Annotated in this window: 22 protein-coding genes and 1 tRNA gene; 18 read left to right on the forward strand and 5 right to left on the reverse strand. The window is 60.5% G+C overall.

Features of this window, described 5'->3' with window-relative positions; translation table 11 throughout:
- Positions 1-57: 57 nt before the first annotated feature.
- A complete protein-coding gene (locus tag V7R84_RS12910) occupies positions 58-2,073 on the reverse strand; it encodes a DUF5979 domain-containing protein (protein ID WP_338569710.1) in 2,016 nt (671 codons plus the stop codon).
- Positions 2,074-2,405: 332 nt separating this feature from the next.
- The gene (locus tag V7R84_RS12915) at positions 2,406-3,029 is read right to left on the reverse strand and encodes a TetR/AcrR family transcriptional regulator (RefSeq protein WP_338569711.1); all 624 of its coding nucleotides are present in this window, start codon (positions 3,027-3,029) and stop codon (positions 2,406-2,408) included.
- Positions 3,030-3,144: 115 nt separating this feature from the next.
- On the opposite strand from V7R84_RS12915, the gene V7R84_RS12920 reads away from it, so the two are divergent.
- Complete coding sequence (locus V7R84_RS12920; RefSeq protein ID WP_338569712.1) at positions 3,145-4,836, forward strand: oleate hydratase; 1,692 nt, start codon at positions 3,145-3,147, stop codon at positions 4,834-4,836.
- 138 nt (positions 4,837-4,974) lie between these two features.
- Here V7R84_RS12920 and V7R84_RS12925 read toward each other — a convergent pair.
- Positions 4,975-5,048, reverse strand: a tRNA-Gly gene (locus V7R84_RS12925).
- A gap of 96 nt (positions 5,049-5,144) precedes the next feature.
- Here V7R84_RS12925 and ppgK point away from each other — a divergent pair.
- Positions 5,145-5,921 (forward strand): polyphosphate--glucose phosphotransferase, encoded by a 777-nt coding sequence (ppgK, locus tag V7R84_RS12930; RefSeq protein ID WP_338569714.1) that lies wholly within the window; start codon positions 5,145-5,147, stop codon positions 5,919-5,921.
- 15 nt (positions 5,922-5,936) lie between these two features.
- Here ppgK and V7R84_RS12935 read toward each other — a convergent pair whose 3' ends face one another.
- The gene (locus V7R84_RS12935; protein WP_338569715.1) at positions 5,937-6,776 is read right to left on the reverse strand and encodes an undecaprenyl-diphosphate phosphatase; all 840 of its coding nucleotides are present in this window, start codon (positions 6,774-6,776) and stop codon (positions 5,937-5,939) included.
- Between the two features lie 174 nt (positions 6,777-6,950).
- Between V7R84_RS12935 and V7R84_RS12940 the strand changes: the two genes are divergently transcribed.
- From V7R84_RS12940 to V7R84_RS13010, 15 genes are all read left to right on the forward strand, one after another.
- A complete protein-coding gene (locus V7R84_RS12940; protein WP_338569717.1) occupies positions 6,951-7,514 on the forward strand; it encodes a hypothetical protein in 564 nt (187 codons plus the stop codon).
- Between the two features lie 208 nt (positions 7,515-7,722).
- A complete protein-coding gene (locus tag V7R84_RS12945) occupies positions 7,723-7,899 on the forward strand; it encodes a hypothetical protein (RefSeq protein WP_338569719.1) in 177 nt (58 codons plus the stop codon).
- Entirely contained in the window at positions 7,896-8,981 is a 1,086-nt protein-coding gene (locus V7R84_RS12950) for a DUF6177 family protein (RefSeq protein WP_338569722.1), read from the forward strand. The genes V7R84_RS12945 and V7R84_RS12950 overlap by 4 nt, the downstream gene beginning before the upstream one ends.
- Positions 8,982-8,985: 4 nt before the next feature.
- A complete protein-coding gene (locus tag V7R84_RS12955; protein ID WP_338569724.1) occupies positions 8,986-9,321 on the forward strand; it encodes a hypothetical protein in 336 nt (111 codons plus the stop codon).
- Positions 9,322-9,326: 5 nt separating this feature from the next.
- Positions 9,327-9,698 carry a DUF6507 family protein gene (locus tag V7R84_RS12960; protein WP_338569726.1) on the forward strand — a complete coding sequence of 124 codons (372 nt, stop codon included), beginning with the start codon at positions 9,327-9,329 and terminating at the stop codon, positions 9,696-9,698.
- A 143-nt stretch (positions 9,699-9,841) separates the two neighbouring features.
- Positions 9,842-10,450, forward strand: a complete 609-nt coding sequence (locus tag V7R84_RS12965; protein WP_338569727.1) for a hypothetical protein — start codon at positions 9,842-9,844, stop codon at positions 10,448-10,450.
- Entirely contained in the window at positions 10,362-12,980 is a 2,619-nt protein-coding gene (locus V7R84_RS12970; RefSeq protein WP_338569730.1) for a Tox-REase-5 domain-containing protein, read from the forward strand. Before V7R84_RS12965 ends, V7R84_RS12970 begins: the two co-directional genes overlap by 89 nt.
- Entirely contained in the window at positions 12,977-13,672 is a 696-nt protein-coding gene (locus V7R84_RS12975) for a hypothetical protein (protein WP_338569733.1), read from the forward strand. The genes V7R84_RS12970 and V7R84_RS12975 overlap by 4 nt, the downstream gene beginning before the upstream one ends.
- Before the next feature lie 39 nt (positions 13,673-13,711).
- Positions 13,712-14,167: a DUF6301 family protein gene (locus V7R84_RS12980; RefSeq protein WP_338569735.1), complete on the forward strand. Its 456-nt coding sequence runs from the start codon at positions 13,712-13,714 to the stop codon at positions 14,165-14,167.
- Positions 14,168-14,276: 109 nt separating this feature from the next.
- A complete protein-coding gene (locus V7R84_RS12985; protein WP_338569738.1) occupies positions 14,277-14,972 on the forward strand; it encodes a hypothetical protein in 696 nt (231 codons plus the stop codon).
- A gap of 55 nt (positions 14,973-15,027) precedes the next feature.
- Positions 15,028-15,483, forward strand: coding sequence for a DUF6301 family protein (locus V7R84_RS12990; protein ID WP_338569740.1), 456 nt, complete (start codon positions 15,028-15,030; stop codon positions 15,481-15,483).
- A 121-nt stretch (positions 15,484-15,604) separates the two neighbouring features.
- The gene (locus V7R84_RS12995) at positions 15,605-16,288 is read left to right on the forward strand and encodes a hypothetical protein (RefSeq protein ID WP_338569742.1); all 684 of its coding nucleotides are present in this window, start codon (positions 15,605-15,607) and stop codon (positions 16,286-16,288) included.
- Positions 16,289-16,328: 40 nt separating this feature from the next.
- Entirely contained in the window at positions 16,329-16,784 is a 456-nt protein-coding gene (locus V7R84_RS13000) for a DUF6301 family protein (protein ID WP_338569745.1), read from the forward strand.
- A gap of 109 nt (positions 16,785-16,893) precedes the next feature.
- The gene (locus tag V7R84_RS13005) at positions 16,894-17,589 is read left to right on the forward strand and encodes a hypothetical protein (protein WP_338569746.1); all 696 of its coding nucleotides are present in this window, start codon (positions 16,894-16,896) and stop codon (positions 17,587-17,589) included.
- A gap of 55 nt (positions 17,590-17,644) precedes the next feature.
- Complete coding sequence (locus V7R84_RS13010) at positions 17,645-18,157, forward strand: DUF6301 family protein (protein WP_338569748.1); 513 nt, start codon at positions 17,645-17,647, stop codon at positions 18,155-18,157.
- Positions 18,158-18,559: 402 nt separating this feature from the next.
- Here the strand turns inward: V7R84_RS13010 and V7R84_RS13015 are convergent, their stop codons facing one another.
- Positions 18,560-19,519: a hypothetical protein gene (locus V7R84_RS13015; RefSeq protein ID WP_338569750.1), complete on the reverse strand. Its 960-nt coding sequence runs from the start codon at positions 19,517-19,519 to the stop codon at positions 18,560-18,562.
- A 138-nt stretch (positions 19,520-19,657) separates the two neighbouring features.
- Between V7R84_RS13015 and V7R84_RS13020 the strand changes: the two genes are divergently transcribed.
- Positions 19,658-20,512, forward strand: coding sequence for a fructosamine kinase family protein (locus tag V7R84_RS13020; protein ID WP_338569752.1), 855 nt, complete (start codon positions 19,658-19,660; stop codon positions 20,510-20,512).
- Positions 20,513-20,560: the final 48 nt, after the last annotated feature.

A 20,560-nucleotide genomic window follows, 5' to 3' on the forward strand; every position in this document is an offset into this window, starting at 1 on the left:
TAACGTCCGGGCCCGGGAAATGGTTCCCCGGGCCCGGACGTTCGTCGGGTCAGCGACTCAGCTGCCGGTTCTCGGCAGGCCGGGCCTCACGACCGGCTTCCTCGTTTCCTTCCCGGTGGGCGTCGGGACGCCGGGTGCGGTCGGTTCAATGGTGAGAGTGGGATCCACCGATGGGCTCGGTGCAGGCGAGGCACTTGGCGCATCGCTTTGAGACGGCGGAGCACTCGGCGAGGCGGAAGACGTGGGTGCAGGAGCGCCGGTCGGCCCAGGAGCCGGGACGGATTCCTTGGCGTAGGTGTTCGTCACATTCACCTTGACGGTGTCGTCCTTGACAACAGTCACCGACTGCCCCCTGTCAACACTCAACGAATAACCAGCCCGCGGGGCAGGAACCTCGGAAACCACCTCACACGTAGTTCCAACCGGGAACCTACCCACAACCTTCTCACCACCAGCAGTCACCGCGACGGTACCCGTGGCGGCAACAGCTCCCTCATCATTCTCGCCCGCGGCGGAGCACTTGTACTCAACACCGAAGCTATCGGTGCCCTCAGAACCACCATCAACAACAGTCTTGGAAATCGCAAAGGTTCCGCTGAGAGAGGCCTCGGTGGTGTTCATCAGCGAGACAGGAAGGGTCACCTGGTCCTCGATGGTGAAGGTGGCCTGGGTCTTGTCGCCATTGATGCTCACCTTTTTGTTGGCCGACGAGAACACCGGGGTGCCCCAGGCGATCCCGGGGGTCGCGGGGTCGGCGGAACCAGCTTCTTCACTGAGAGTGACCACGGTTCCCTTGGGGAATGTCGGCATGTACGGCGTGGTACTCCCAACCGTCACGGTCAGTTTCGTCGGGTTCTCAGGTGCATTCCAGCCGGGGTAGTCCGCTGCCGTGGTGCCTGCAGGCAGGGTGTAGTTGACGGTGACATCGAACTTCTGGCCCCGCGGCGGGATCACGTCACCCTGGATGTTCTTGCTCACCTCGAAGCCACCGAAACCCTGCTTGTAGGTGACGATCGCCTTAAACGACTCGAAATAGCTGCGAACAGCAGTGGGAGTGGTGTGACCCGCCTCGACGAAAGTCGCGGCATTGGTGTACTGGAATCCGGGAATCACCTTTTCGCCGCCGGTGAAGGGAGTGGTGAAGTCGACCCGGTAGTCCTTGTCCGCGGAAAGCGGCCCCTCGACCTTGAAGGTGACGGTTAGTCCCTCGAAGCTGGGGGTCACCTTGAAGCCGTCCAGCTCACCGGTACCATCCCCCTTGGCGACGACACGGTCAGTGGCCTTGCCGGTGACGGGATCGCCGTACACCTCGATGAGCTGCACCGTGGACGGGTCCGGCACCTCCATGCCTGCATTGATGGTGTCCTTGATAGTGACGGGTCCGCCGTTGGGATAGTTGTTCTTCAGCCAGGTGCCACCGAAGATGACGCGCCAGTTGATGGCCTTCGACCCGGAGCCGACTCCGGTGGCCCCCTTGACCGCCCTGGTGCCCGGGGTGAACGGCACGATCCTGGGCGCGACGATATCCTCACCCCAGGGGTGCTGGAGCACATGGTTCTGTCCGTTGATGACGAAGGTGCTGCTGGTCCTGGACGTGACCCCGTCCGCCACCAACTGCGCCCGGAGCGTCCCCAGGATGTCTGTGCGACCCCGCACCGCATCGTTCAGGGTACAGGTGATGAGGCTGGCCTTGATATTGCAGTCACCGACCCGGGTCGCACCGACCATGAGAGGCTTGATGACCTCTTGCCGAGAATTTCCCGCGTCGCGATTCACGAACGGCTCAGGCATAGAAATGGAGAAGCTGTCCCCCGGTTGCGGGTTGGCTTTTGTGGCATCGAAGGAAACATCCAGGAAAAAGAAGTTTCCCCGCAGGAGTTGACGTCCGGGAGCTGGCACGGGGTCCCCGGTCTCGGTGACATGGGTGAGCGTCACCGGCCCGAATGAGATGGCGCTGTTCTCCTCGGCATGCGCTACTACACCTTGCACGTAGACACCCATCACGGCCAACACAAAAGCAGCCAGCACCGCAATGAAACGCCGCCACGGCGATACTTCTCGGACATCAGTCATGATTTCCCCTCCTGGACCTGCAATCCCGGAAAACCTCCGGCGAAGCACAATCACTGGTCAGCATAGGGCAGTCCCCACGACCCGGAAAAAGCAGACGAAAATACCCTTCTTTCGTCACAGAAAACGACCACTCAAACCCGGCCAAAGGAATATAACTTTTGGGCTTTGGGACAATTCTTTCTCGCCCTGGTCGAACCGAAATCACCATTGCAAAGCCGGTTGACCCGAAGCGCGAGCACCCTTCCCATCCGGAGCTGGCCGCACCGGTGTGAGCGCCAGAAAAAGCCGAGTCGAAACAATCCGGCAGCCGAAAACAAACCCGGGCGGCGGATTCAGGTTTTGAGCAGCGCCCCGGTGAGGAAGTCGACGGAGCATCGTATCCGAGCGGGAAGGTCCACCTTGGCGCTGCGCCCGGTGATGACCTTGACGATGTCGAGGTAGAGCACGGCATAGATGGTGTGAGCGATGTCCTCGAGATCAGCCGAGGGCTCTCGCGGTTCCGCCCGACGCAGCAGCAAGACCTGAAGAATGGCCTGTTCGACGCGCGAGACGCTGCTGGTGGCCTTTTCCCGGTGCTCGACGCTACCGAACAGAGCCTCACGCTCGTACGCGAGCATGTTCTCGGGGTGGGTCATCGACTCCTCGACGAACGGGCGCAGGATGGTGACGATCGACTCGGCTGTCGTCTGGCCTTCCGCAGCCCCCGACAGACCGGCCTCAATTCCCTCGGCGAAGCGATTGTTCATCACCGCGACGAGCAGCTCGGCCTTGGATCCGGCATACCTGAACAAGGTCCCCACCCCCACATCTGCCGCCTCCGCGATCTCTGCTGTGGTCGCCGCCTCGTATCCCTTCTCGGCAAAGAGCCTGGTGGCGGCCTCCAGGATGCGTTCCTGCTTGGCCGTCTTTTTGCGCTCGCGCAGCGAGGTTCCCGGCGCCGGCTGCTGCATATTCATCCTCACCACCTGGCTCATGGGACGTCATTGGGACTGCTTTCACGATAGCATTTTGGAGCGCACTCCGAACGGAGTACAATCCGTTTTAGGGACGTCGCGGAGGGCGCGGCACCGGATGGATGAAAGCGTGGGAGACATGACTCGCAGGGCATACATGATCGGCGCAGGGATCGGGAACCTCGCCGCCGCCATCTATCTGATCCGCGACGGCGGCTGGCGCGGCGACCAGATCACGATCCTGGGACTTGACACACACGGCGCGAACGACGGCGCTGCCGTCAAGGAATTCGAGGGTGAGTACGGGCACCACCCACTGAGCAATGCTGCGGGTTTCCTCAACCGAGGCGGGCGGATGCTCAACGAGGAGACCTACGAGAACTTCTGGGATGTGATGGGCAGCGTGCCATCGCTGGACCAGCCGGGCAAGTCCGTCACACAGGAGATCCTCGACTTCGATCACGCGCACCCCACCAAGGACATCGGCAGGCTGATCGATTCCGAGGGCCTGCGCGTCTCGGGGCCGAAGGGGTACCGGCACATGCAGTTCACCAACAAGCAACGCCTGCTGTTGACCCGGTTGATGACGCTGCCGGAGTCGCGCGAGAGCGAACTCGACGACGTTTCGATTCGCGATTGGTTCGCCGAGACACCGGACTTCTTCACGACGAACTTCTGGCGGATGTGGGAGACCACGTTCGCCTTCAAGGACGTCTCCTCCGCAGCCGAGCTGCGCCGCTACATGAATCGCATGATCCTCGAGTTCTCCCGGATCAACACCCTGGAGGGGGTCACCCGCACGCCGTACAACCAGTACGAGTCGGTCATCCTGCCGCTGCGCGCCCACCTACAGGGACAGGGCGTCACCTTCATCACCAACCGCAAGGTCACCGAGTTCGTCTTCGCGGATACCCCGTTGCGCGACGAGATCATCGTCACCGGCCTGAAGTACGAGGAGGTGGACAACAACGACGCCGAAGGCCTGATCGAGGTGCATCCCGAGGATCTCGTGTTCGCCACCAATGGTTCCATCACGGACTCGACCTCGATCGGCGACCTAGACACCGCGATCGTCGAGGACCACCGTTACGCGCCGTCGGCCCTGCTGTGGAAGCAGGCTGCGGGACGGTTCTACAACCTCGGCCATCCGGACAAGTTCTTCAACGACCGTTCGCAGTCGGAGTGGACGAGTTTCACCGTCACCACCTCCGACCACAGCCTCATCAACGAGATCTCCCGGCTGACCCGTCAGCGGCCCGGAAACGCGCTCAACACCTTCGTCGACTCCGGCCCGTTGATCTCCCTGGTGGTGCACCACCAGCCGCACTACCACGCCCAGACCCCCGAGCAGGGAGTCTTTTGGGGATATGCGCTCTATCCGCGCCGCCTGGGCGATTTCATCGCCAAACCGTTCATCGAGATGACGGGGCGAGAGATGCTGCTGGAGACGATCGGACACCTGGGTCGCATCGACACCACCGCGCACCCGATCCCGGATCGCGTCGACGAGTTGATGTCCACGGTGATCAACGTGGTTCCCGCTCACATGCCCTACGCGTCGGCTCTGTTCAACCGGCGCACCACGCTGGACCGTCCGAAGGTGGTGCCCGACGGGTCGAAGAACCTGGCGTTCATCAGCCAGTTCGCAGAAATGCCGTTCGACATGGTTTTCACCGAGCAGTATTCGGTGCGGTGCGCACAGGTCGCCGTGTACACGCTGCTGGGCCTGGACAAGCCGTTGACGACACTGCACCACTACGAGCGAGATCCCCGCGTGCTCGCCAAAGCGGCCTGGGTGATGTTCCGCTAGGAGGCCGCCCGCGCTGGCCCCTCCCCCACGGACTCGCCTGCCTTGTTGCCATTCGCCTGCGCCGTGGCGCTGGCCTGTGTCGACAGGGCAGGCGTTCGCCCGCGAAGGCCTGCCCAACGGATGGGGGAGGGAAAGCAATGGAGCGGGCGACGGGAGTCGAACCCGCCTCTGAAGCTTGGGAAGCTTCCGTTCTACCGATGAACTACGCCCGCGCGTCGCTCAGGGACGGGCTCAGTCTAGCGGAGGAACACATCCGCTTGGCAAGCCGGGATGCCCCCGGGTAGGGCTGAACCCTTATGCTTGCCGGCATGAACATCCTGGGCATTGACGTTGGCGGTTCCGGCATCAAGGGCGCCCCTGTTGACCTGGCGCTCGGAGACTTCGCTGAAGCCCGGGTGCGCATCCCCACCCCCTCGAAATCAAGCCCCAAGAACGTCGCGGCTGTGGTGGCGGAGATCATCGAGAACTTCAAGGAGCAGATTCCCGCCGACTCCCGCATCGGCTTGACCATTCCCGCCCCCGTCGTGCACGGGAAGGTGCCGTTCATGGCGAACCTCCACAAGTCGTGGGCGGGACTCGAGGCCGCGACCTTCTTCGAGGATCATCTGGGACGTCCCGTCACCCTGGTCAACGACGCGGATGCCGCCGGACTGGCGGAGGTCCACTACGGCGCGGCAAAGGGCAACGACGGCCTGGTGATCATGACCACCCTGGGCACCGGAATCGGCAGCGCCATCATCCATCGCGGGGTCCTGGTGCCGAACGCCGAGCTGGGACACGTGGAACTCGACGGTTATGACGCGGAGACCCGGGCAGCCTCCTCCGTCAAGGACAAGGAGAAGCTCGGCTACAAGGCGTGGGCCGTACGTCTGCAGCGCTACTACAGCCACATCGAGATGCTGTTCTCCCCCGACCTGTTCGTCGTCGGCGGTGGGGTGTCGAAGGATTCGGAGAAGTTCCTGCCCCTGCTGAAGCTGCGCACCCCCATCGTCCCGGCGAAGATGCGCAACCGGGCGGGAATCATCGGCGCGGCGCTCGCAGCACAGGACGCAGACCTGCGCCCCGATCCCTCCCAAGCTGGTTGACTCGGGGCGCTCAGCTCAGGCAGCGACGAGGCCGGCGAGGATCAGGGCGATGATGACTGCACCCAGGATCACACGGTAGATGAGGAAGCTCGTGAACTTGTTGGAGGAGACGAACTTCAGCAGCCAGGCGATGGTCGCGTAGGCGACGACTCCGGAGACCACGGTGGCGACGATCGTCGGTCCCCAGCCGATCGAGGCGTCGGCGATGTGCTTCCCGGCGGTGACGGCTTCCAGCCCACCGGCGGCAACGAGAGCGGGGATGCCCAGGAAGAAGGACAGCCTGGTGGCGGTCACCCGATCGAAACGCAGGAACAGACCCGCGGAGATGGTGGCGCCCGAACGTGAAATGCCTGGGAAGACCGGCGCGAGGGCCTGGAAGCAGCCGATGATCAGGGCGTCCTTGATGCTGACGTCGCGCATGCCCTTGGTGAGGTTCTGCTGACGGTCCGCCAGCCACATGGCCACGCTCCAGAGGATGAGCGCCCCGGCGATGACCCACATGGAGCGAACCGGGCCCTCGATGAAGTCTTTGAGCAACAGCCCGACCACGGCCACCGGGATAGACCCGAGGATCACACCCCAACCCAGGGTGTAGTCGGGGTCCTGCCGGGCTTCCTTGCTGGCCAGGCCCTTGCACCAGGCCACCACGATCCGGACGATGTCCTTCCAGAAGTAGATGATCGCGGCGAGGATGGCGCCCACCTGGATCACCGCCGTGAAGGCCGTCATGCCTTCCGAGCTGATCTCGTAGCCGAACAGCTTCTCGACGATGTTGAGGTGTCCCGTGGAGGAGATGGGAAGGAATTCCGTGATCCCTTCGACGATGCCGAGGATGACGGCGTGCAGCCAGTTCATGGGTCTCCTGATGGTTCTAGCGAACAGCGGCAGGGCCGAGGGTATCACCCGGGATGACCGGGCAGGAGCGGTGCCAGCATTGCGGAAAGGAGACGGTCCGATCCGCGACCCGACGGCGCCTCCCCAGAGCGTCCACCGGCTTCGTGTCGGGTGGGTGGGCGTTAACCGTGTGTTATGCCTGAGTGGTTTCCGGTTGTCGTCCGTTTGGTGGACATGGTGGCGTGTTGTGGGGTGTTGTCGCTTGTCGGGGGCGTGTGGGGTGGATCGGTGGCGGGCGGGTTGTATTTGATGTTTAAAGGGTGGTTGTGGGGTGGTGGTGGGGTGGGTGAGGGTATGGGGACCTCAAATTTTTTTGTGTGTGAGGAATTGTTTTTTCGGGAAGGGGTGTTTCGCGTGAAGTTCGCGATGGAGAGTGACACGTTGGTGGTGTTGGGGCAGCGGTCTCAGACGGAGTCTGAGGATTTGGGGGTGTTGGTGAGGCGGTTGTTTGAGGCTGCTGAGCCGTTGTCGGGTCAGGTGAATGGTCCGGCGAGGGCTGCGTTTGACAAGTTCAAGGTGAGTGTGGATGAGATTTCTGCGTCGTTGAATTCTGCGTTGGCTGGGATTGTTGGTTCGATTTCGGGGCAGAATCGGGCGTTTGTGACGGCGGCTGAGGATGGTGCGTCGGTGCATGCGTCGGCGGAGGGTGCTGCTGATTTCAGTGCTGAGGGGTTTTTGTCGCGTATCGGTCCGCAGTAGTTTTTGTTGGGGGGTTTTGCTTTTTTTGGGGGGTGTTTGTTTATTTTTCTGGTTTGTTGTGTTGGGAGTGTGTGTGATGTCTGGTAATCAGATGGATCGTAATGATTACAGTGTGGGTGCGTCTCAGGCTGTGCAGGGGAATTTCGAGGCGGTGGCTTCGGAGTTGGAGGCTGCGTTGGATCGTCGGGATGCTGATGTGAAGCAGGCGATGAGTGCATATCAGGCTGATGGGGTCTCGGATGAGTATGCGCATCTGGAACAGCAGTGGAACATGGCGGGTCGTCAGGTACGTGAGGTGATTGGAGCGATCCGTCAATCATTGGCGGAGAACGATGACGTGGCCGCCAGGGCCCTGTCGACCGCACGCTCGGCCGTCCCCGAATGACGAAGGTCGCATTTTCTCCCTTCGCCGATGAGTGGGGCCAGGATTACCGGGCCTTGCTGTGTTCGAGTGAACGGGTCACGCTCACGGCTGCCGTTCGTGGATTCATCCGGGATGCCCGTGAGGGTCGGGTCAAACCGATCCTGGGCACTTCCACGGCAGCCCATCTTGGATGGTTCGTTGCCGACGAGCTGCGGTTCTCCGGCGGGTTGTGGGTCGTCCGGGGCGAGGACGGCGCCATCTACGACGGTCGGTCCGGGTATCGCCTCCAACGGCTTCAGGACCTGTGGGAGAAGTCCTTGGCGGGCCGGGAGAAGTTGTGGTCCTTCCGGGAGTTGGCCCCCACCGCCCAGGGGGCTTTCTTCTTCGACGTGTTCACCCGGGAGCGGGCCCAGGAAAGAACCCGGTGCGGAGCGGTGGCCGAGCACATGGTTGCGGGTCTGGGTGGCGGCAGGTTGGTGCGGTGGGGTGAGTGCGAACCACTGGCCAACGTGTGGAACAGGGATGATGTGACCTACTCGCTGCGGATGCAGATGCCCGTGTCACAACGTCATCTTGCCCGCGGCGAGAACGGAGAGCCGGTGAGCTTCCAGGTCTCCAGAACCAGAAACGGACTGCTGGAGCACACCCGAGGGTTGGTGCCAGCTGGCGAGTACGGGAAGCCGGCAGGCCTCCCGGAGGGGGCGCCGTTGGCGATGCATCCGGCGATCACCGAGACCCTCCAGGGTCTGGTTCAGGGGTTCCGTCCGAATCTGGCGATGGTCTCGTACAGCGAAGTGGTTGATCTGGACGGGTCGCTGGGACAGATCGTGTCCAGAAGAAGAATGGACGTGCCGTTGGCGGTGTTGATCGGGGCTCCGGCGGTACGGGACCTGCAGATCGATGTGGCGGCCCTGTCAGCGCATCACGACGTGACGCCGCTGGGTTTGAGGCGGGCACCGAGCTTGTTGGTGAGGTTCAGCGGCAGGGACGAGCTGTGGCATCAGCTGGTCGCGTTTGCCCACGACCTCGACCAGGAACGCCTGGCGGCTGCACTGGCTGTCGAGTTCGACGACCTGCCGCCCGGGAAAGAAACGAAAGGATGAACCGATGGCCACGGAGCTGGTATTGCTCAGCGACGTCCCCCTCACTGAGGAGGTGCACCACCGCGCGTACAAGCGACTGGGAATAACGGGGGAAATGCTCGAATGGCTCGACGGCCAGGTCTGCACCCTGCACGACGAGACCGGACAACACATTCTCACGGTGCATGCCCCCATGGTGATCCACGATGCCCGGGAGGCAGCAGCTGCGCTGGTGGATCCACCGGAGGCATTCGGGCTGTGGAGCGACATCATGGTGCCTTTTGACAACACGGAAAAAGGCCGCACAGTGGCCGAGGCGATCGCCGCCGAGATCGGTGGCTTGATACGGGAAAGGATATGACTCTCATGACAAGTTGGAAGATTGATCCTGCTGGGGTGGAAAAGATCCTGACGGGCGTGGGAACCGAGCAGGAGGGCCTGATCGCGGCATTGGGCGATGGAGAGTTCGAGGCGATTTTCACTGGGATCAGTGAAGCCGGCGGCCTGATCGCGAAGGTACCCGAAGCGTTGCAGGCGTTGATGCAGAATCAGAAGTCGAATCTGCAAGCGGTCACGAACCGCGTCGCTGCCGGCGCGGCTGGGGTGAAGAACTCGGTTAAAGCCTACGCCCTTGGTCAGGATGACATGGTCGGCGAGTTCCAACGCCAGATGTCGGTGTCGGCGTCGAGCGGCGACTTCTCCTATTTCGAAACCCACGGCTACAAAGATGACCAGTAAATTCCAAAGCAAGAAGAAAGTGGTGCGTCATGGGTGAGCAGCCGCAGTCGGGTGACGGGTTGGTGATACCGGAGGCATTTCCGTGCAAGAGTAAGGATATTAATGCGGAGAATGTGAGGGCCGCCTCCGGAAAACTGAAGTCCATGGGACAAACGATTGATTCCCGGATGGATGCGATCGTTGGGTTGTGGAATGGTTTACCGGCTGTGTATGTGGCTCCGGAAGCGGAGCAGGCGTATGGGTTGATGGCTCCGGCGGCGACGGCGTCGGAGACGATTAAAACGAAGTTTGAGAAGGCTTCTAGTGCGTTGGATGATTTCGCCGGTGCGATAGAACCGGTCAAGAGTGAGCTTGCAACATTGGAGCAGGAGGCTGCTTCGTTTCGTAGCGCCACGTTGTCGGAGTATGGGGACAAGTGGCGGGATCATCAGGAGGTAGTGGATCGTAACAACGCGTTGTTGGGGCGTTACGCGAAGGTGGTGGAGACTCTCACCACAGCGGCTGCTGCGTGCGCGAATACGATTAATGGGTTGCTGGATGGGGTAGAGCTGCCCGCGGTGGAGGGGATCTCGGCGGATGCGCTCATGCAGTCCGGGGAGATGATGCCCTGGGGCGCGCCGGTGGAGAAGAACCGTACACTGTGCGGAATCGGTGGGTCACGGGGTGGGAAACTTCGCGAAGAACACCTGGGACGGTTTCAAGGCCATGGCTGGGATCGGTGCGGATGGGTCGTGGTCGTGGGAGAACGCTAGTAACGCGTGGGTGGGGGTTGGGGATTTCGCGTTGTCGGTGTGGGTGGCGAAGAATCCTGTGGTCGCGGCTGGGGTGACGCTTCTTGGAGGTAAGGATGGGGCCCAGTGGGTGGCGGATCGTTACAAGGTCGTAGCGAAGGCTGTCTCGGGGATGGTGGGTTTTGATTTGGATGCTCACCTTGAGGGTAGAGACGGATTCCATAAGTGGAAGAAAGACGGTGCCGTGTCCGCCGTGACTGAGTCTGTGCTCAATATTGCTTCTGCTCGTATCCCTGGCGCCGGACCGGTCAAGGGTGTTATCGGTGGTACCAAACTGGGTGCTGCGGCACTCGCAACGTTGAACCTGGCCACGCGTGCCGCGGACTATGCACTTCCTGGTGGTGGCTGGCTGATCCGAGGTGGAGTCAAGGTTGTTGATCTGGGATTGGAGCAGATCCAGAAACTTCGTTCCAAAACCTCTATTGACCTCACCGACACAGCAGCACCGGGGCCAGTGAAACCGGGGCCGCTCACTCCCAGCGGACACACCCCCAGTGGCCACGGCGGCACTCCCCCACACACCACCACCAGCAACGGCGGCGGGGGTGGTGGTGTGTCGAAGTCTTCAGGACCGGGCCCTGACTTCCAACCACCCCACTCCCCTACCGGAGCGAGGCTGAACCCCCTCCACGGCCTAAACCTAGACGCCAACAACCCCACCACCACCGGCACCGGTAGCGGCTCCGCTGTGGGCACCGGTTCCGGTCACAACAACACCGGCCATGGGTCTGGTGCAGGCAGCGGTGCAAGTCATACCGGCACCACCAGCACAGGAACCGGCACCGGCACCGGCACCGGTTCCGGTACAGGTAGCGGCTCCGGTGCGGGCACCGCAGGCAGTAGTGGCGCAAGCCATGGCGGCACCAACAGTGGTAGCCCGCAACCCCACGCAAACACCGGCACCAGCAACGGTTCCGGAAACAGTACGGGCGCCACCAGCACCAGTAGTGGCTCTGGGCACGCCAACACAAGCACCAGCACCGGCACTGGCTCCGCTGTGGGCACCGGTTCCGGGCACACCAGCACCGGCCATGGGTCTGGTGCAGGCAGCGGTGCAAGTCATACCGGCACCAGCAGTGGTAGCCAACAACCCCACATCAACACTGGCAGCAGCTCCGGCACCGGTACTGGCTCCGCTGTGGGCGCCGGTTCCGGTCACAACAGCACCGGTCATGGGTCTGGTGCGGGTAGTGGTGGTGCAGGTCATAGTAGTGCGAACAGTGGCGCTAGCCAGCAGCCCCACGTGAACACCGGCAGCGGTCCACGTCCTGACCCGCTGATCGAGAAACCACGACCCCACCACAACCCAGAAAACAACCCCACCAGCAACGGCGATACGGAATCCCCTACCAGCGGGAAGAACCCCGAACACCCCCACCCAAAGGATCTATCAACCCCAACAACCAGGAACAATAACGGGGACACCCCACACACCCACCACGACCAGGAACACACCGGCCCCTCCAGTCGCGGGAACCCCCACGTACATGACGGCGATTCCACACCAACCAACAACCACAACCCACCCACCAAACCCAGCCACTCCACTGATCCCGACCATCCCACCAGCCCGGAACACCCATCCCAGGCTGGTGACGGGTCGTCTCCTACAGGACAGAACACCAGCCCTGATGCGTCGAAGTTGCCTGATCCACCCACCGTGGAAACCTGGGATGGCAAAGAGATTCCAAACACACTACGCCCGGGCCAGGCCAAAGAAAGATTCGGAGTCGACTACACCGACGCGGATGTGAAACACGCCTACGACAACGCATTCGACCCAGTGAAGGGGGAACATGTTGACCCGCGTACCGGGGAACCACTCGTAGAGACCACCCGTGATGGACGAGGACGCGGCTGGGAGATGCGCTACGACCCAGCCACCAAGGATTGGAGTGCCTGGAACAAAGGCGACGGCTACGGGCGTGCAGGGAAACCTGTCGCGTTCCCCGACTACGATCCAGCGGTAGGGAAGACCTACTCCTCTGGTGATGGCCTGGCTCCCGGAGACCCCCATCCACACACCCCGCCCGAAACCCACAACCGAGCCACCGGAACACCAGGCGTGGAACACGTGAACCGAGGCAACACCAACGGCAAGGAGAACCCGAAAATAGAAAACTGGTTGAAATACCAGGAACAAATCACCGGCTGGAAACGCAACAACAAAGGCGAAATGCCCGAATACACACGCTACGACTCAAATGGCGAACCTGTGCGTATCGACGGGCGCACGTGGCGGGGACAACCCCCACAAGAAGTCTACCTCGACGCGAAACGCGGATACCAACGCGTCTACTACGACCCCACCCACACCAAAGGCATGCAACAACAGCTGATTGATGAGGCGAAGAGGCAACGCAGGGTACTTCCCCCCGGTGCTAAACTGGAATGGCACATCTCCTCCAGAGAAGGAGCCGACGCCATCAGCAGGATCCTGGAAGACGAAGGTATCTACGACGTTGATGTGATCTACACTCCTGAAAGGTGACCACGAACATGACCCACGATCTCGATGACATTTCCACACGCGGGTGTTGGACACGCCTCAACGAAACCCCGGAAGACATCGCCCGCATGTCCATGCATTTCATGAAAGAATTCTCCACCCGAATCAAGACGGGCCCCTGGGAACCACTGGAGGGCGAATGGGACGGCACCGAGGAAGACTTGGTCACAGTGGTGAAGAACAATGCGGTAAAGACCGAGGAAGGCAAAATCAGCCGCGGCGCCGGATACAGCACAACATTGAACAATGACCGCGGCCCTTTGAACACCCACTTCAATGTTTCCGCCGGCGAGGACCAACTCTTCGAACAAGTCGCCTCACCTTGCTTCACACAGAAGTATTACCACTCGGAGCATGCGTCGGCGGGTGAATTGTGGGACGCATCGGTTCACGCCGCCGTCACCGCCTTCGATCCCGCATTCGCCGTAGGCCAGGAAATGACCATTCTCATGATGACCCGCCAAGACGCCTGGGAAATCCCGTTCGGGTATCGGGTGTGGATCAACGACTGGGTCGGAACCGTCACCTCACACGCGGAAGGTTTGACCACCGAACGCCTCGGCAACGGCACCCTCATCAAAGTGCCCGACACCTGGCCCGCACAACAAGTCGTCGACGCCCTCACCAAAACCTTCCAAACCAACAACCTCGACGAAGTCCCCATCGAATGGTGACACCGCCCCACACCCCCTAGAGGGGAAACAAGGCACACCATGACAGCACTGACCACCAAAGAATTCACCACATGGGCCAACCGCCTCACAGGCCTCCCCTGGCCCATGACCACCGAGGAATTCGCAAAAATCGCGACACGCGAGTTCGGCTGGACCATCTTTGACGGTAAACAGGTGCTGGCCATCACTCTCCCGAATTATTCCGAACGCGTTTTTGTTGGAAAGACAAGCGAAGAGGAAGTTCGAAAGATTCATTTTCCGTTAGCTAGAACTAAAACGGAAAACCGAGATTCTGAAATAGAGTTGAATGATCTGTTTGCTAGCTATGCAAAAGTCGGCACAGAGACTTGGGGGAACCCAACCAAGACAGAGCATGGCCAAAAGCCTTTGATGACATGGACCCATCCGGCCAGCTGTATACTGAAGATCGTCCGCACACGATCCTTGGTATTGTTCACCTTCTACACTCCACAAGGAGCCCGCTACTACGAGTAGCCACCACACTCAAACAACACATCCCCACCAGAGAAGGAGCCGACGCCATCAGCAGAATCTTGGAAGGCGAAGGTATCTACGACGTTGATGTGATCTACACTCCTGAAAGGTGACCACCAACATGACCCACGATCTCGATGACATTTCCACACGCGCATGTTGGACACGCCTCAACGAAACACCAGAAGACATCGCCCGCATGTCCATGCGTTTCATGAAAGAATTCTCCACCCGACTTGAGACGGGCCCCTGGGAACCACTGGAGGGCGAATGGGACGGCACCGAGGAAGACTTGGTCACAGTGGTGAAGAACAATGCGGTAAAGACCGAGGAAGGCAAAATCAGCCGCGGAGCCGGATACAGCACCACATTGAACAATGACCGTGGCCCTTTGAATACCACCTTCAATGTTTCCGCCGGCGAGGACCGACTCATTGAACGAGTCGCGTCACCTTGCTTCACGCAGGATTTCTATCGCTCTAAGCATGCGTCGGCGGGTGAATTGTGGGATGCATCGGTTCACGCCGCAGTTATGGCTTTCGACCCCGCATTCGCCGTAGGCCAGGAACGAGCCGTTCTTCGCATGACTCGCCGAGGCAGATGGAAGATCCCATTCGGGTATCGGGTGTGGATCAATGACTGGGTCGGCAAGATCACCACCCACGCGGAAGGTTTGACCACCGAACGCCTCGGCAACGGCACCCTCATCAAAGTGCCCGACACCTGGCCCGCACAACAAGTCGTCGACGCCCTCACCGAAACCTTCCAAACCAACAACCTCGACGAAGTCCCCATCACATGGTGATGCCACCCCACCCACGAACCGGAAAAGACAACCCCAGCAATACCTACAGCACACCGTGACAGCACTGGCCACCGAAGAATTCATCACATGGGCAAATCGCCTCGCGAACCTCCCATGGCCCATGACCCTCGAAGAATTCACCACAACAGCAGTCAAAGACTTCGGATGGACCACAACCGAAGGAAACCAGCGTTTCAGTGCTAATTTTTCGACCCATTCCGAGCATATCTTGCTCACCAAGAGAAATGGAACCGAAATTCGGAAATCATATTTTCCGCTAGCTAGATTGAAAACAGAAAATAGAGATTACCGAGCCCGACTGAACGACTTGTTCGTCAGCTATGCGACTGCGGGATCGGAGGCATGGGGGGAGCCAATAAGGACAGAGCGCGGCCCGGAGCCACTGATTGCATGGAAGCATAATTCGGGTTGCATTCTGCAAATCATTCGCACCGACCCGTTGGCTTTGTTTACCTTTTATACCCCACAAGGAGCCCGCTACTACGAGTAGCCACCACACTCAAACAACGCATCCCCACTAGAGAAGGAGCCGACGCCATCAGCAGAATCTTGGCGAAGGAGAAAATCTATGGCGTTGATGTGATCTACACTCCTGAAAGGAGGCCACGAACATGGCCCACGATCTCGATGACATTTCCGTGTATGCGTGTTGGACACGCCTCAATGAAACACCGGAAGACATCGCCCGCATGTCCATGCGTTTCATGAAAGAATTCTCCACCCAAATCAAACTGGATCACTGGAGGCCACTGAGGGATGAGTGGGACGGCACCGAGGAAGACTTGGTCACAGTGGTGAAGAACAATGCAGTAAAGACCGAGGAAGGCGAAATCAGCCGCGGAGCCGGATACAGCATCACCCTACTCAACGGCACTGACTCTTTGAACACCGATTTCAATGTGCGAGCCGGCACGGAGCGACTCATCGAACGAATCGCTTCGCCCAAGTTTTCACAGGATTTCTATCACTCTGAGCATGCTTCGGCGGGCGAGTTGTGGGACGCATCGGTTCACGCCGCCGTTATGGCTTTCGACCCCGCATTCGTCACCGGCCAGGAAATGACCATCCTCATGATGACCCGCCGAGGCGGCTGGAAAATCTCCTTCGGGTATCGGGTGTGGATCAACGACTGGGTCGGCACGATCACCACCCACGCGGAAGGTTTGACCACCGAACGCCTCGGCAACGGCACCCTCATCCGAGTGCCCGACACCTGGCCGGCACAACAAGTCGTCGACACCCTCACCGAAACCTTCCAAACCAACAACCTCGACGAAGTCCCCATCACATGGTGACACCACCCCACACCCCCCTAGAGGGGAAACAAACCACACCGTGACAGCACTGACCACCGAAGAATTCACCACATGGGCCAACCGCCTCGCAGGCCTCCCCTGGCCCATGACCCTCGAAGAATTCACCACGACAGTGTCTAAAGACTTCGGATGGAATTTGGGCAACGGAGGGAAACACTTCATCGCCACTTTCTCAGGACATGTCGAGCACGTGATGTTCAGCGTAAACGACAGGAATGAAATCGATGACGTGCTATTTTTCATAGCAAGAGGCAACCCGGGCGAGCGAGAGAATATTCTTTTACTGAATGATCTTTTTGTTGCATACGTTTCCGCTGGAACGAAGACTTGGGGAAAGGAAGCACAGAAAAGACTGGGAGAAGAGTCATCGGTTACATGGAAGATCCAGGACGATAAAATCCTGAAGTTGGAGCGCACCTCGAAGGTCATTGTGTTCACCTTCTACACCCCACAAGGAGCCCGCTACTACGAGTAGCCACCACACTCAAACAACACCTCCCCGCCAGAGAAGGAGCCGACGCCATCAGCAGAATCTTGGCGAAGGAGAAAATCTATGGCGCTGATGTTATCTACACTCCTGAAAGGTGACCACGAACATGACCCACGATCTCGATGACATTTCCACACGCGGGTGTTGGACACGCCTCAGCGAAACCCCGGAAGACATCGCCCGCATGTCCATGCGTTTCATGAAAGAATTCTCCACCCAAATCAAACTGGATCACTGGAGGCCACTGAGGGATGAGTGGGACGGCACCGAGGAAGACTTGGTCACAGCGGTGAAGAACAATGCAGTAAAGACCGAGGAAGGCAAAATCAGCCGCGGCGCCGGATACAGCATCACCCTACTCAACGGCACTGACCCTTTGAACACCGATTTCAATGTGCGAGCTGGCACGGAGCGGCTCATCGAACGAATCGCTTCGCCCAAGTTTTCACAGGATTTCTATCACTCGGAGCATGCTTCGGCGGGTGAATTGTGGGATGCATCGATTCACGCCGCCGTCATAGCTTTCGACCCCGCATTCGTCACCGGCCAGGAAATGACCATCCTCATGATGACCCGCCGAGGCGGCTGGAAGATCCCGTTCGGGTATCGGGTGTGGATCAACGACTGGGTCGGAACCATCGCCACCCACGCGGAAGGTTTGACCACCGCACGCCTCGGCAACGGCACCCTCATCAAAGTGCCCGACACCTGGCCCGCACAACAAGTCGTCGACGCCCTCACCGAAACCTTCCAAACCAACAACCTCGACGAAGTCCCCATCACATGGTGACACCACCCGACCCGTAAACCGGAAAAGACAACCCCAGCAATACGTACAACACACCATGAACGCGCTGACCACCGAAGAATTCACCACATGGGCCAACCGCCTCACAGGCCTCCCCTGGCCCATGACCACCGAGGAATTCGCAAAAATCGCTACGGGCGAGTTCGGTTGGACCATCTTCGACAGTGAACAAGTACTCACCGCCACTTTCTCAAGATTTTCCGAATATGTCTTAGTCGGCAAAAGAAGCACCGGCGAGGTTCGCAGAATTCTATTTGCCGCAGCCGAAACAACCGACAGGAGAGACCATAGCGAGCCTATCCAACTAAATGACCACTTTGTCAAGTACATCAATGCGGGTTCAACTGAATGGGGAAAGGGTTTCAAGACGATCATCGGAAAACGCCCGCTCAAGGCTTGGAGAACCATTAACGATGGGGTATGCGAACTGGTCCGCGGCCCACATGAGGTAACCTTCACTTTTTATACCCCACAAGGAGGTCTATTCACGGCCCTTCTCAAGTGTGCGCTGACTAGGGGTTTTCCTGGCTGGCGCGCCGTCTGTGAATAAGCCTTAAGGAGCCCGCTACTACGAATAAAACCCCTCAACAAGCGATCCGAAAACCACAGACAGAAGAAAAACATCTCGCGCGCCGACTATTTCACAAACTCACAGACCATGCTCTTTAGGCATTGCTGAATATATTTTCACGACCGGAAATATGCCGTCACCACAGCGGGAGCCAGTCAAAAACCTACAACCCTCCTCCAGGACATCGCAGGAATCAACAGCCCCCAACAACTGTGCTACACGGCTTGGCAATACCCCACCTGGAAAGACACCTCTCACGGCGATGACTACATCCCCGGCGACATGGATCTCCCCATTCCCGAACTCGGCATCCCCGCGCATGAATGCTGACTACCGCAGGAACTTCACGGGTGGTGCCGCACCCTTCTGCTGTGCTGCCTCTCAGCCGTCGCCGGGGGCGGTCTCAGGTAGGCGTCGCTGAATCGCCAAGGAGATCAGCGCCGCCGTGACCTGCTGGAACAGGGTGGAGATGATGACAGGAAACATCGTCGCCGCCGGGAAGAAGGCCGCGGCGATCACCGCGCCGGCGTTGATGTTGCGCATCCCCGACCCGTAGATCATCGCCACCGTGACCGCCCTGCCCTGCCCCGTCAGGCGCGCCGCCAGCCAGCCAAACCCGTAACCGGCCAAGGAGATCAGGAACATGACACCGGTGATCACCAGGAGCATCGGATCGAGGGTCCACACGATCGGCGCGATACGTGTGGAGGAAGCCAGGATCACCACGACGATCCCGCACTTCACCACCATCTGCAGCCACGGAATGACCCTCCCACTCACCCTGCCACCCGTCGCCTCATTGAATGCGACCGCCAGCACCGACGGCGCCAGCACCATCACCACCATGCTGCGCATCAGCTCCCCAGAATCCACGGAGACGTGGGCACCGGTCAGGAATTCCACCCCGAAAGGCAGCAGGACGGGAGTCAGCACCGCATCCACGAACACGGCGACAAGCCCAAGCGTCAGATTGCCGCCACAGATCGCGATCCACGCGAAACCCGCGCTCGCCGTCGGCACGAGGAACTCCAAGACCATGCCCGCTGCGATGTCGGGGCTGCCCGCGAACCCCAGCCGGGCCACCGCCCACGCGACGACCGGCATCACGACGTGAAGAATCCCAAGAATCAGGAGCAGCGGCAGCGGATGACGCAACGTCTCGACGATGCTCCTGGCCCGCAGCGTCGAGGAACCGGCGAAAACGATGACGAAGAAAACCGGCGCGATGGCGGGCAGCAGAACCCCGAGCTGTTCGGGAAAGAGCACCGCGACGACGATCGCCAGCGGAACGACGAAAGGCATAAACGCTGACAACCGGCGGTTGAGTTGGTGTGATGTCATGATGGTGCCCCCATCCTTGCACGTCGACCATCAGGACGTCGCGCGAGCGGAAGTCGACGGAAAGCCGCACCGGATCCCCCAGGAACCATGGTCGGGTCCGCTTGTCGACCACCGGATCGGCGCCGGTAGCTTGGGGACATGTCGCTACCCGAAGAGCTGATCGCCGACCTCGACGTGATCCGCGTCACCCCGGTCCGTGGCGGGGACATTGCACGGGCCTACCGGCTCGATACCCCCTCCGGGCCGGTGTTCCTGAAGACGCACCCCTCCCCCACCCGGATGCTGTTCGAACGCGAGGCGCGCGGCCTGCGGGCGCTGCGGGAGGCCGCACCGCCGGAGCTGCGGGTTCCCGAGGTGTTGGCCGCCTCGCCCCGCGGGTTGGTGCTCGAATGGATCGACGAAGGTGGTCGCGGTCCCGCCACCGAAACGGCGCTGGGCGTCGGCTTGGCCCGGCTGCACAGCCTGCCCGCGCCCCACTTCGGTGGCCTCGACGGCGACACGTCGGGATATCTGGGGTCCGTCGAGGTGGATCTGACCCCGGCGTCGTCGTGGTCCGAGTTCTACCTGGAACGCCGGGTGCTGCCGCTGACCCGACGGGCCGTCGCGGAGAAACGGGTGCCCGCCGAGGCCCTGCGGCTGCTCGACGTCCTCTCCCTCCGTGTCGACGAGCTGTGCGGGCCGCCCGAGCCCCCGTCGCTGGTGCACGGCGACCTCTGGGCGGGCAACCGCCTGGTGGACGTCACGGGCGTCAACTGGCTCATCGACCCAGCCGCGCACTACGCACATCGCGAGTTCGACCTGGCGATGATGGCGCTGTTCGGCGGCTTCGGCGCGGAGGCGTTCGCCTCCTACAACGAAACCCACCCGCTGGCCGACGGCTGGCAGGAGAGAATTCCCTGGCACCACCTGACCCCGCTGCTGGTGCACGCCATCCTGTTCGGCGGCGGCTACGGCGCCTCCGTGCTGTCGACGCTGCAACAACTCGCCGCCTGAAAACGACCTGCCGCGGCACGGTTTCGACACGGGCCGCTTCCTCGTCGC

Origin of the sequence: Arachnia propionica (genome assembly GCF_037055325.1) — a bacterium.
Lineage (GTDB): Bacteria > Actinomycetota > Actinomycetes > Propionibacteriales > Propionibacteriaceae > Arachnia.